The following is an 11467-nucleotide window of genomic DNA, read 5'->3' on the forward strand; positions in this document are numbered from 1 at the left end:
TATAACCCCGTTTTATGACCCTGTTAACAGTTCTTCTCTTCTTCGCTTCAAAGCTTCAACAACTGAGGCAAACTACCGCTTGCACCAAAATCGCCACCTGCACCACAATAGAGCACCAAAACGGTGCAAATGCAGAATAACCTGCAAAATCGCTTCAGCTGTGATATTTAACTCACTGATTTCGCGTATCTTGCAAAGTTGGCATAATTTTTTCATATGACAAGCCGAAAACGCAGGTCCTGCCGCCTGAGTGTAAAAAGGAAAAAATGATGAAGTCACTGTTAAAAGTTTCTGTGGCCGCGCTGGCGCTGGCCTTCTCCCTCTCCTCCACCGCAGCAGAAAAGAAGCTGGTCGTCGCGACCGATACCGCCTTTGTTCCATTTGAATTCAAACAGGGTGACAAATATGTCGGCTTTGATGTGGATCTGTGGGATGCGATTGCCAAAGAACTGAAGCTCGATTACACCCTGAAGCCGATGGATTTCAGCGGCATCATCCCTGCCCTGCAGACACGTAATGTCGATCTGGCACTGGCGGGTATTACCATTACTGAAGAACGTAAAAAGGCGATCGAGTTTTCTGATGGCTACTACAAAAGTGGTCTGCAGGTGATGGTGCGTAACAACGAAAACAACATCAAAGGCATCAGCGATCTGAATGGCAAAGTGGTCGCCGTCAAAAGCGGCACCGGCTCTGTAGAGTATGCGAAAGCCAACATCAAATCGAAAGATCTGCGTCAGTTCCCGAACATCGACAGCGCCTACATGGAGCTGGGCACTAACCGTGCTGACGCCGTGCTGCATGACACGCCAAACATCCTTTACTTCATTCACACCGCCGGTAAAGGCCGCTTTAAAGCGGTGGGCGATTCAATCGAAGCGCAGCAGTATGGTATTGCCTTCCCGAAAGGCAGCGACGATTTACGCGAGAAAGTCAACGGCGCGCTGAAAACCCTGAAAGAGAACGGCACCTACAATCAGCTTTATAAAAAATGGTTCGGCACTGAACCAAAATAATAATTTGTCCGTGAATTAATTTGAGCAGGGAAACTTTTCCCTGCTTTTTTCCATCGCAACATATCTGGAGTGACACCATGGAGTTTGACTGGAGCGTCATCTGGCCCGCCATGCCAGCGCTGCTCGAAGGCGCTAAACTGACCTTAATTATCTCAATCATCGGCCTGTGTGGCGGTCTGCTTATCGGTCTGGTGGCCGGTTTTGCCCGTGCCTACGGCGGCTGGATCACCAATAACATCGCACTGGTGTTTATCGAAATCATCCGCGGCACGCCTATCGTGGTGCAGGTGATGTTCATCTACTTTGCCCTGCCAATGGCGTTTCCCGACCTGCGAATCGATCCCTTCAGTGCGGCGGTCGTAACCATCATGATTAACTCCGGCGCTTACATTGCCGAGATCACCCGTGGTGCCGTGCTGTCAATCAACAAAGGCTTCCGCGAAGCGGGTCTGGCGCTGGGACTGTCGGGCCGTGAAACGCTGCGCTACGTGATTATGCCGCTGGCGCTGCGCCGTATGCTGCCGCCGCTGGGTAACCAGTGGATTGTCAGCATTAAAGATACGTCGCTGTTTATTGTTATCGGTGTGGCTGAACTGACGCGTCAGGGTCAGGAGATTATTGCCGGTAACTTCCGCGCTCTGGAAATCTGGAGCGCCGTCGCGATCATCTATCTGGTGATTACGCTGGTGCTGAGCTTTGTGCTGCGCCGCATTGAGAAAAGGGTGAAAATCCTGTGATTGAATTTAAAGATGTCTCCAAGCATTTTGGTCAGACCCAGGTGCTGCACAACATTGACCTGAAAATTAACCAGGGCGAAGTGGTGGTCATTATCGGTCCTTCCGGTTCCGGTAAATCAACCCTGCTGCGCTGCATTAACAAGCTGGAAGAGATCACCAGCGGCGAGCTGATTGTGGATGGTCTGCGCGTCAACGATCCCAAAGTCGATGACCGCCTGATTCGTCAGGAAGCAGGCATGGTGTTTCAGCAGTTTCATCTGTTCCCGCAGATGAGCGCGCTGGACAACGTGGCGTTCGGTCCGATCCGGGTGCGCGGTGCCAGCAAAGAGTCGGCACGCCAGCTGGCGCGCGAGCTGCTGGGCAAAGTGGGCCTCGCCGAGCGTGCGCATCACTTCCCGTCTGAGCTTTCCGGCGGTCAGCAGCAGCGCGTCGCGATTGCCCGTGCGCTGGCGGTGAAGCCGAAGATGATGCTGTTTGATGAGCCGACCTCCGCGCTTGACCCGGAGCTGCGTCACGAAGTGCTGAAGGTGATGCAGGACCTGGCGGAAGAAGGCATGACGATGGTGATTGTGACCCACGAAGTCGGCTTCGCTCAGAAGGTGGCCTCACGTCTGATCTTTATCGACAAAGGCCGGATTGCGGAAGATGGCGATCCCGACAGCCTGATCAGCAATCCCCCGAGTGAGCGTCTGCGCGAATTTCTGCAGCACGTCTCCTGATCACAACGGGCCGCTTAGCGGCCCGTTTTTATTGTTGGCAAAGTCTGCCCTGCCCAGCTGTGAGACCGACCCTGCGAAGGGAACACGGGCAGATCGGAAAGTCGCTTAAACCATCCCTGGTCGCTCGGCCCGCGCCGTCCATGGCGCGGGACGCTTTCCTCCTCTGCCCGTGTTCCCTGCGCTATTAGCTAATGTGTTGCTGCAAGAGCAACCCCGATTGGGTTTGTCAGCAGTCTGAAACGGCCGCATCGCAGCACGTCCTTTTTTCTCAGCAGATAGATTCCTGCTACCTGCGTAATGAGATGCCTCAGTTCCCCAGGCGACTCAGCAGTTTGCTGCGCTGGGCAGCAGGCATAAAACTCCACGCCAGGAAGCGGCTCTGCTTCTGACCCTGCGCCATATTGACCACCCGCACCTCAGCCACGTCGAGCGCCTGCAGCTGTTTTTCCAGCGCGGGCAGATTCTCTTTGCGCGATACCAGTGAGGTAAACCAGCCGATCTGACGACCAAAGGCCACGCTCTCGGCGATCATCCTGCCGATAAAGGCTTTTTCACCGCCGGGATACCACAGCTCATTATGCTGACCGCCAAAGTTGAGCGGCGCCGCTTTATCGAGTCCGAGATTACGTGATTTACGTTGCGATCCCGCCGCGGCCTCCTCTGCCGATGCGTGGAAAGGCGGGTTACACATGACAGCACTGAAAAATTCGTTTTTGCTGATCACGCCCGCCAGCACCGCGTCGCTGTTTTTCTGACGACGCAGACGGATCTGGCGCGTCAGGCGCGGATTCGCGGCCAGGATGCGGTTGGCCGCTTTGAGTGCAACCTCGTTGATTTCGGTGCCGGTAAAGCGCCAGCCATATTCCGCCGCGCCAATCAGGGGATAGATGCAGTTTGCGCCGCAGCCCACATCCAGGACATCCGCTGCGGGGATTACGCCGTTGTTATCCAGCGCCAGCAAATCTGCAAGATAGTGCAGATAGTCGGCTCGTCCCGGCACCGGCGGACAGAGTGAGCCGGGGGCCAGTTGCCAGTCGATATCATAAAACAGTTTGATCAGCGCCTGATTCAGCAGCATCACCGCCTCGGGGTCCGCAAAATCCACCGACTGCAAGCCATACCCGTTGGGCCGGACTTTGGCCGCCAGCGGCGGATGCGCGGCGGTTAACGCGGCAAAATCGTACTCGCCCTGATGGCGATTGCGGGCGTGGAAAGGCGAGGTGCTGGCTGACTTTTTCATACGTTCTCTCAGTTATTCAGGCGCGCGTACAATACGCTGTAGGCGAGTGAAAATAAACCCGCACCATCCGCTTACCGCTTTCCGATTCGACAGGCCATGCTGTCGCGCTAAGATTAATCATTATTCCCCGTTGGAGAGGTTATGAGCCAGAAACGCTATTCTTATCAACCCCGTGCCGGTCATGGTCTGCCGCACGATCCGCTGAATGCCATTATCGGCCCGCGCCCGATCGGCTGGATTAGCTCAGTCAGCGCCAGCGGCCAGCGCAATCTGGCACCCTACAGCTTCTTTAACTGCTTCAGCTATCATCCGCCGATTATCGGTTTTGCCAGCAGCGGCTGGAAAGACAGCGTCCGCAATATTGCTGAGACCAGAGAGTTTGTCTGGAACCTGGCGACCCGCCCGCTGGCGGAAGCGATGAATGAAAGCTCAGCGTCGCTGCCTGCCGATCAGGATGAGTTCACCTTCGCCGGTTTAACGCCGCAGGCCGGTTCCCAGGTCAGCGCCAGTCTGGTGGCGGAGAGCCCGGTCAACTTTGAGTGTCGCTTAACACAGCTGATACAGCTGCAGGATGCCGATGGCAACCCGCTCGACAGCTGGCTGGTCATGGGTGAAGCGGTGGCGATCCACATCAGTGAAACGCTGCTGGAAGAGGGTATTTATCAGACGGCCAAAGCGGAGCCGATTCTGCGCGCCGGGGGACCCAGCGCCTATTACGGCATCAGTGAAGCCCAGCGCTTCGACCTGGTCCGTCCGGACGCCCGCCGGTCGTAACCCGCCTATCCTTCAAGCGCATCGCACCGGTGCGCTCTGATCTGTTCTGCCGCGCGGGCGATATCAGGCGCCAGCCAGCGATCCTGCTGCCAGCACGCCACCACCTGCCGTAACTGCTGCCACGCACGCCGCGTTCCTGCGGCCAGCTGGGATTCACCGTGAAACTCCAGCGCCTGCGCCGCCAGCAGATACTCAATCGCGAGGATGTGCCCGACATTGCTGACCAGCTTCAGCAGCTTCAGTGCCGCACCGGTGCCGAGGCTCAGATGATCCTCCTGTAATCCCGACGTGACAAAGTTGTCGAGCACCGCCGGCTGAGCGAGCTGGCGGTTCTCCGCGCAGAGCGACGCCGCCACATATTGCGCAATCATCATGCCGGAGTTGACGCCCGGCTCGGCCACCAGAAACGGCGGCAGACCGCTGACCAGCGGATTCACCAGCCGATCAAGCCGTCGCTCCGCGATGCTGCCCAGCTCCGCCAGCGCAATTGCCAGCAGGTCGCAGGCCATCGCCACCGACTCGCCGTGCGGGTTCGACTGCGACACGACGCGCCAGGCGTCGGGGGTGCCCAGAATCAGCGGATTGTCGGTAGAGGCGTTAAGTTCGGTCTCCACCTGACGAACCGCATGGGTAAACTGGTCGCGACAGGCACCGTGAACCTGCGGCATCGATCGCAGGCTCATCGCATCCTGTGTCCGGATACCGACGCTCGCTTTCAGCAGCGGGCTGTCACTTAACAACTGGCGCAGACGTTCGCCGCTGCGCTGAATCCCCGGACTGGCTTTCAGCGCCAGCACCTCAGGATCAAATGCCACCAGCTGGCCACGCAGCGCTTCAAAACTCATCGCGCCCGTGACATCCGCCCAGTCCAGCAGACGCGCCGCATCATCCAGCGCCAGGCAGGCTAAGCCGGTCATGCACGGCGTGCCGTTTACCAGACTCAGCCCCTCTTTCGCGCCAGGCCGGTAGGGCGTCAGCCCTGCCTCCGCCAGCGCCTGCTCTGCCGGGACGACGCTGCCCTGCCACTCCACCTCACCGATGCCGATCAGCGTCAGCCCGATATGCGCCATGTGGGTCAGATAACCGACCGACCCCTGTGACGGCACCTGCGGGGTAATCCCCCGGTTGAGCAGCGCCAGCAGCTGCTGCACCAGCGCTACCGAGACGCCTGATTTACCGTGGCTGTAGTTGGCGATCGCCGCACACAGGATGGCGCGCACCTCGGCTCTGGCCAGTTTCGGGCCGACACCACAGGCGTGGCTCAGCAGGGTATTACGCGACAGCTGGCTCAGTTCATCCTCAGAGAGGGTAATGTTGCACAGCGCACCCAGCCCGGTATTGATGCCATAAGCGACCTGCCCCGTCGCCACGATGGTGCCGACGATCTCGCGGCTCTGCGCAATCCGCTGCCAGGCACTGTCGCTGAGGGTCAGAGGGGCATCGTGCCGGGCGACCTGCACCAGCGACGGCCAGGTCAGCGGGACATCGCCCCACACCTGGGGAGGATTCAGCGTGCTGCTCATAACACCGGCTCCACCTGATGATGACGGGAGATGAACTGCCTGAAGCGCGCCGAGCCGCCGTCGCCAAACATCGCTTCTGGCGTGCCCTGACAATCAATCGTGCCCTGATGCATAAATACCACCCGGTTAGAGACGTGGCGGGCAAAGCCCATCTCATGCGTCACCACCAGCATGGTGCGCCCCTCCTCCGCCAGGCTGCGCATCACCTTCAGCACCTCACCGACCAGTTCGGGGTCGAGTGCCGAGGTCGGCTCGTCAAACAGCATCACCTCCGGGTCCATCGCCAGCGCGCGGGCAATCGCCACGCGCTGCTGCTGACCGCCGGAAAGCTGAGCGGGATAGAAATCTTTGCGGTTGAGTAAGCCGACCCGGTCCAGCAGCTGTTCCGCCTGGGCGATGCAGGCTTTTTTGTCGCGCTTCAGTACATAGTGCGGCCCTTCAATCACATTCTGCAGCACCGTCAGATGCGACCAGAGGTTAAAACTCTGGAACACCATGCCAAGCCGGGAACGCAGCCGTTCAATCTGGCGCGGATTAGCGGCCAGCTGATGCCCGCGGGCATGGCGCTTCATCTCAATGGTCTCACCACCGACGCTGACCACGCCCGAATCGGGCGTCTCCAGCAGATTAATGCAGCGCAGCAGCGTACTTTTGCCCGAGCCGCTGGCTCCGAGAATCGAGATGACATCACCTTTGTGCGCCTGCAGTGAGATGCCTTTCAGCACCTCCATGGCACCAAAAGATTTGTGGATATCGCTGGCCGACAGCGTGACGGGTGACAAATCAGACATATTATTCTCCTCCGGGGATCGGCTTAGCGGACGGTAACGGCTTTTTTTCCGGTTTGTGCACCGGCGTCAGACGCCGCTCCAGCAGGGCATAGAGTTGCACAATGATGAAATTAAGGATCAGGTAGATCGCCGCCGCACAGAGAAAGACCTCCATGGTGCGGTAGGTGCGCTGGATGATCTGCTGCGCCACCCCGGTGACATCCCACACCGTCACCAGACTGGCGAGCGCGGTCGATTTCACCAGCAGAATCGCTTCGGTAGAGTAGGCAGGCAGCGCGTAACGCAGCATGACCGGCGCAATAATGCGCCGCAGCAGCAGCCCGCGTGACATCCCACACGCCAGCCCCGCCTCGACCTGCCCTGGCGGCACCGCCAGCAGCGCCCCGCGCAGGATCTCTGCGGTGTAGGCGGCGGTGCAGAGCGAGAGCGCGAGCACCGCACAGGTGAACGGCTCACGCAGAAATGGCCAGAGGAGGCTGTGGCGGATCACGCCAAACTGCCCCAGACCGTAGTAGATCAGGAACAGCTGGATCATCAGCGGCGAACCGCGAAACACCAGAATGTAGCCGCGGGCAAAGCCGCTGAGCAGCCGCCAGCGGCTCATGCGCAGCGCCAGAATCCCTGTCGCCAGCACGCCACCGCATACAAAGGCGCTGATAAACAGACCGAGCGTCACCGGCAGCGCGGCGCTGAGTTTCAGGAAGGTGTCTGTGAGAAACGCAAAATCGATCATCAATCCCCCTAGTGCTGTGCAGCGGTGCGGCTTTGCCAGGCGCGCCCCAGACGGGATTCAGCGCGCAGGAAGGCACGGTTGGACAGCAGCGTCAGCAGCAGATAGCAGCCTCCGCCTACCAGATAAAAGGCGAAGTAGTCACGGGTCGAACCGGCGGCAATCTGGCTCGCCCGCATCAGCTCGACGATGCCGGTGACCGACACCAGTGCCGAATCTTTCAGGCTCATCTGCCAGACGTTTGATAAACCCGGCAGCGCATAGCGCGCCACCTGCGGCAGCAGGATACGTTGCCGGATGCGCCAGCGGGGCATGCCAATCGCGACCGCCGCTTCGATCTCCCCTTTCGCCAGCGCCAGCCGTGCGGCGCGATAGACTTCCGCCTGATAAGAGCCGGAGATAAGCCCGATGGCCAGCGCCCCGATCAGAAACGGCGGCGCTTCGATAAATCCGTCGGCACCAAACAGCTGGCCGATCTGCGTGATCAGCCCCGATCCTCCGAAGTAGAACAGGTAGATCACCAGCAGCTCAGGAATGCCGCGAAAGATCACCGAGTATCCTTCCCCCAGCCAGCGAACCGGCTGGTGGGGAGATAACTTCGCGGCGGCAACGCCCGATCCGACCACCGCCCCCACCACCAGCGCGGCAAACGACAGCAGCAGCGTGGTCAGCGCGGCACTCAGAATCAACCGTCCCCAGCCGTCCGGGCCAAAACTCAGCAGGCTTATCATCAGTTACCTCACTCAGGGTGTGACATCCGTTTTGAACCACTTCTCGCTCAGCTTTTTCACTGTGCCATCGGCCAGTGCGGCTTTGATCGCCTCATCCAGCCGGGCTTTCAGATCGTTATCCGCCATGCGCACGCCCAGCGCCTCTCCCTCACCCCAGATCGGGCCGCCCAGCTGCGGGCCGCTGAAGCTGAGATTGCGGTTTTCGGGCCGCGCCAGCATCGACTGCGCGAAGGTCACGTCGTCAAACACCGCATCAATCCGCCCCGCCTGCAGGTCGAGGATGGCGTCGGCCGAGCTGGTGTATTCACGGACATCCGCCACCTCTTTGAAATATTTGTCGATAAAGGGGGTGTAAACCGTGCCGGAGGCGATACCGATCGTTTTGCCCTTCAGCGCCGCTTTCAGACCTGCAATGGCCGGCTCCACGGTTTTTGCGTCATCGGTCAGCTTGATAATCTGGCTGTCGGCAGGCAGCAGGCTCCCTTTCAGGGTGATGAAGGTGGCAGGCGTCGAGGCGTAAGGCAGGGTGAAGCTGACCACTTTTTTTCGTTCCGGGGTAATCACGATCGCATCCATGATCACGTCATATTTTCCGGCATTAAGCCCGGCGATCATGCCATCCCAGTTCTGCACCACCAGCCTGCACTGAATCGCCATACGCTGGCAGAGATTCGCCATCAGTTCCGGTTCAAAGCCGCCGAGCTTGCCGCCTGGCAGCGTCAGGTTCCAGGGTTCATAACTGCCTTCGGTGGCAATGGTGATCGACTTCCACTCTTTCGCCTGGGCGCTGACGCCACAGAGCAGCAGAGAGGAAACCAGGGTCGTGAGACATAAACGACGAAGAGTCAGTGGGTGCGTCATACGGTTCTCCTGAAAGTAGCGGCCTGGTGATCGCCCTGACGAGATTTAACATAAATTTCACAGGATGATATGTCATGTATATACAAGCTAACGCGGCGCAGTTCATTCCCGGCTTTATCGTTTTGTGAGCCAGACAGAATTTATGATGTGATGGATGCGCAGCAGTAGTTGTACATACAACCAAGCAAAGGTTATGCCAGCTCTGCAAAAGGGAAAAAGGCGGCGGGGAGCGCCGTGCAGTCAGGCGGCCTGCACCCGCCTGCACCGGTTCAGCGCGACGATGCACCGGAGTGGCGCATCGCCGTGGTGGGATTATCGGGTTTTGCCCTCCGCCAGCATGGCGTGGATCAGTGTTTTCAGCGTTTTTTGCAACTGCGCGGCGCGCGCCTGCTGCCAGGCGTAAGGCGGGGTTTCATCCATGTAGTTCAGCTGCGCCAGCTCCAGCTGGACAGCCTGAGTCTGCTGCTGCGGCTGACCATAGGCGCGGGTAATGTAACCGCCTTTAAAACGTCCGTTAATCACCCAGCTGTAGTCGTGCTGCGCGGCGCAGACTGCCTCCAGCGCCGCGCTCATCGCCGGGCTGCAGCTGGCACCGTCATTGGTGCCAAGGTTGATATCGGGCAGGCGGCCCTCAAACAGGCGGGGAATTTCACTGGCGATGGAGTGTGCATCAAACAGCAGCGCATAGCCGTGCTCTGCTTTAAGCCGCGCCAGCTCCTGCTGGATCTGCTGATGGTAAGGCTGCCAGATCTGGTCGATGTAGCTCTGACGCTGAGCCGCATCGGGCGTTTTGCCTGGCAGGAAAGTCGGGGTGCCGTCGAACAGGGTTTCCGGGAACAGACCGGTGGTGGCGGTGGTGTAGAGTGGCTGATTATCGGGCGGGCGATTCAGATCGACCACGAACCGCGAGTAACGCCCGATTAATACACTGGCTCCGAGGTCGCGCACGAAATCATAGAGCAGCGGGATGTGCCAGTCGGTGTCCGGTAAACCGCGCGCGGCGTCGCTCAGTCCGGCGTCCACCTCGGGCGTCAGTTCGGTGCCGGCATGGGGAATACTGACCAGCAGCGGCAGGCTGCCCCGGGTAAATATGAAGGGATTCATTGGGGTTCTCCACGATAGATAACGGTACAGGGCAGCTCACCGCCCAGCCAGTAAACCAGTTCTGCCGGACGGGCCAGCGGCCAGTGAACGAAGTTCGCCACTTTTCCCGCCTCCAGCGAGCCGTGGCTGTCAGCCAGCCCCAGCGCTTTTGCGCCCCACAGGGTCACGCCCGCCAGCGCCTCTTCCGGGGTCATGCCGAACAGGGTGCAGCCCATGTTGAGCATCAGACGCAGCGACAGCGCCGGTGAGGTGCCGGGATTGGCATCGCTGGCCAGCGCCATCGGCACCCCGTGCTGCCGGAAGAGATCCACCGGGGGACGCCGGGTTTCCCGCAGCAGATAGAAAGCGCCCGGCAGCAGCACCGCCACGGTGCCGTGTGCCGCCATCGCTTTCGCATCCTCCTCGGTGGCGTATTCAAGGTGGTCGGCAGAAAGTGCACCGTAACGGGCCGCCAGGGCCGCTCCCCCCAGCGACGAGAGCTGCTCCGCGTGCAGCTTCACCGGCAGACCGAGCGCCACCGCCCGATCAAACACCCGCGCGACCTGCTGCGGTGAAAAGGCGAGATGTTCACAGAAGGCGTCTACCGCATCCGCCAGTCCCAGCGCCTGCACCTGCGGCAGCAGCCGTTCGCAGATGAGTTCGACCCACCCCTCCGGGTCATGCTTAAACTCCGGCGGAAAGGCGTGGGCGGCCAGGCAGGTGGCACGGACATCGGCGGCCACGCTCTGCCCCAGCTGGCGAATCGCGTGCAGCATCCGCAGTTCGCTCTCCTCATCCAGCCCGTAGCCGGACTTGATTTCCACCGTGGTGACCCCCTCTGCCAGCAGGCGGTCGAGCCGCCAGCGCGCCGACGCCACCAGCGCCTCCTCTGTGGCGGCGCGGGTCGCCCGTACCGTCGAGAGGATGCCGCCGCCCTGTGCGGCAATGTCGGCATAGCTGACGCCATTCAGGCGCTGTTCAAACTCCTGACTGCGGTCACCGCCAAACACCAGATGGGTATGGCAGTCCACCAGTCCCGGCGTCACGATACCGCCCGGCAGATGATGATGCCGCGCGGCGACGAAGGCGGGCATCTCAGCCGCCGGGCCGACCCACACCAGCTTACCCGCCCGTACCGCCATCGCCCCCTCAGGTATCAGGTGGTACTTTCCGTCCCGCATGGTGACCAGATCCGCCCCGGTCCAGACCGTCTCTACCTGCATCTCTTCCGCCATCGCTGCCTCGTGCCTCCACCGTTTACA

The 11467-nt window shown here is 60.0% G+C and carries 12 protein-coding genes; 4 read left to right on the plus strand and 8 right to left on the minus strand.

All coding sequences use genetic code 11. From position 1 onward, the window contains the following. Positions 1–269 precede the first annotated feature (269 nt). From glnH to glnQ, 3 genes are all read left to right on the plus strand, one after another. A complete protein-coding gene (glnH, locus tag S7A_RS13035; RefSeq protein WP_009091226.1) occupies positions 270–1016 on the plus strand; it encodes a glutamine ABC transporter substrate-binding protein GlnH in 747 nt (248 codons plus the stop codon). 77 nt (positions 1017–1093) lie between these two features. Further along, positions 1094–1753 carry a glutamine ABC transporter permease GlnP gene (gene glnP, locus S7A_RS13040; protein ID WP_009091229.1) on the plus strand — a complete coding sequence of 220 codons (660 nt, stop codon included), beginning with the start codon at positions 1094–1096 and terminating at the stop codon, positions 1751–1753. Then, positions 1750–2472 (plus strand): glutamine ABC transporter ATP-binding protein GlnQ, encoded by a 723-nt coding sequence (glnQ, locus tag S7A_RS13045; protein WP_009091231.1) that lies wholly within the window; start codon positions 1750–1752, stop codon positions 2470–2472. Before glnP ends, glnQ begins: the two co-directional genes overlap by 4 nt. Before the next feature lie 307 nt (positions 2473–2779). Here the strand turns inward: glnQ and rlmF are convergent, their stop codons facing one another. Further along, positions 2780–3712 carry a 23S rRNA (adenine(1618)-N(6))-methyltransferase RlmF gene (rlmF, locus tag S7A_RS13050; RefSeq protein WP_009091234.1) on the minus strand — a complete coding sequence of 311 codons (933 nt, stop codon included), beginning with the start codon at positions 3710–3712 and terminating at the stop codon, positions 2780–2782. Positions 3713–3853: 141 nt separating this feature from the next. Here rlmF and S7A_RS13055 point away from each other — a divergent pair, with 141 nt between their 5' ends. Beyond that, complete coding sequence (locus S7A_RS13055) at positions 3854–4486, plus strand: flavin reductase family protein (protein ID WP_009091235.1); 633 nt, start codon at positions 3854–3856, stop codon at positions 4484–4486. 5 nt (positions 4487–4491) lie between these two features. Here S7A_RS13055 and hutH read toward each other — a convergent pair whose 3' ends face one another. The 7 genes from hutH to hutI all read right to left on the minus strand — a co-directional run bounded on the left by hutH (position 4492) and on the right by hutI (position 11440). Next, positions 4492–6009 carry a histidine ammonia-lyase gene (hutH, locus tag S7A_RS13060; protein WP_009091237.1) on the minus strand — a complete coding sequence of 506 codons (1518 nt, stop codon included), beginning with the start codon at positions 6007–6009 and terminating at the stop codon, positions 4492–4494. After that, positions 6006–6800 carry an ABC transporter ATP-binding protein gene (locus tag S7A_RS13065; protein ID WP_009091239.1) on the minus strand — a complete coding sequence of 265 codons (795 nt, stop codon included), beginning with the start codon at positions 6798–6800 and terminating at the stop codon, positions 6006–6008. Before S7A_RS13065 ends, hutH begins: the two co-directional genes overlap by 4 nt. Before the next feature lies 1 nt (position 6801). Further along, positions 6802–7533 carry an ABC transporter permease gene (locus S7A_RS13070; RefSeq protein WP_009091241.1) on the minus strand — a complete coding sequence of 244 codons (732 nt, stop codon included), beginning with the start codon at positions 7531–7533 and terminating at the stop codon, positions 6802–6804. An 8-nt stretch (positions 7534–7541) separates the two neighbouring features. Further along, complete coding sequence (locus tag S7A_RS13075; protein ID WP_009091243.1) at positions 7542–8261, minus strand: ABC transporter permease; 720 nt, start codon at positions 8259–8261, stop codon at positions 7542–7544. Between the two features lie 12 nt (positions 8262–8273). Next, the gene (locus S7A_RS13080; RefSeq protein WP_009091244.1) at positions 8274–9122 is read right to left on the minus strand and encodes a transporter substrate-binding domain-containing protein; all 849 of its coding nucleotides are present in this window, start codon (positions 9120–9122) and stop codon (positions 8274–8276) included. Positions 9123–9434: 312 nt separating this feature from the next. Further along, positions 9435–10226 (minus strand): N-formylglutamate deformylase, encoded by a 792-nt coding sequence (gene hutG / locus S7A_RS13085; RefSeq protein ID WP_009091246.1) that lies wholly within the window; start codon positions 10224–10226, stop codon positions 9435–9437. After that, positions 10223–11440, minus strand: a complete 1218-nt coding sequence (hutI, locus tag S7A_RS13090) for an imidazolonepropionase (protein ID WP_009091248.1) — start codon at positions 11438–11440, stop codon at positions 10223–10225. The genes hutG and hutI overlap by 4 nt, the downstream gene beginning before the upstream one ends. Between the last annotated feature and the right edge of the window lie 27 nt (positions 11441–11467).

Source organism: Pantoea sp. Sc1 (assembly GCF_000255315.1).
GTDB classification, from domain to species: Bacteria; Pseudomonadota; Gammaproteobacteria; order Enterobacterales; family Enterobacteriaceae; genus Pantoea; species Pantoea anthophila.

Bases quoted from the DNA above. Each gene is read 5' to 3' on its own strand.
- glnH (WP_009091226.1), top strand. From the start codon at position 270: ATGAAGTCACTGTTAAAAGTTTCTGTGGCCGCGCTGGCGCTGGCCTTC.
- glnP (WP_009091229.1), top strand. From the start codon at position 1,094: ATGGAGTTTGACTGGAGCGTCATCTGGCCCGCCATGCCAGCGCTGCTC.
- rlmF (WP_009091234.1), bottom strand. From the start codon at position 3,712: ATGAAAAAGTCAGCCAGCACCTCGCCTTTCCACGCCCGCAATCGCCAT.
- S7A_RS13055 (WP_009091235.1), top strand. From the start codon at position 3,854: ATGAGCCAGAAACGCTATTCTTATCAACCCCGTGCCGGTCATGGTCTG.
- hutH (WP_009091237.1), bottom strand. From the start codon at position 6,009: ATGAGCAGCACGCTGAATCCTCCCCAGGTGTGGGGCGATGTCCCGCTG.
- S7A_RS13065 (WP_009091239.1), bottom strand. From the start codon at position 6,800: ATGTCTGATTTGTCACCCGTCACGCTGTCGGCCAGCGATATCCACAAA.
- S7A_RS13070 (WP_009091241.1), bottom strand. From the start codon at position 7,533: ATGATCGATTTTGCGTTTCTCACAGACACCTTCCTGAAACTCAGCGCC.
- S7A_RS13075 (WP_009091243.1), bottom strand. From the start codon at position 8,261: ATGATAAGCCTGCTGAGTTTTGGCCCGGACGGCTGGGGACGGTTGATT.
- S7A_RS13080 (WP_009091244.1), bottom strand. From the start codon at position 9,122: ATGACGCACCCACTGACTCTTCGTCGTTTATGTCTCACGACCCTGGTT.
- hutG (WP_009091246.1), bottom strand. From the start codon at position 10,226: ATGAATCCCTTCATATTTACCCGGGGCAGCCTGCCGCTGCTGGTCAGT.
- hutI (WP_009091248.1), bottom strand. From the start codon at position 11,440: ATGGCGGAAGAGATGCAGGTAGAGACGGTCTGGACCGGGGCGGATCTG.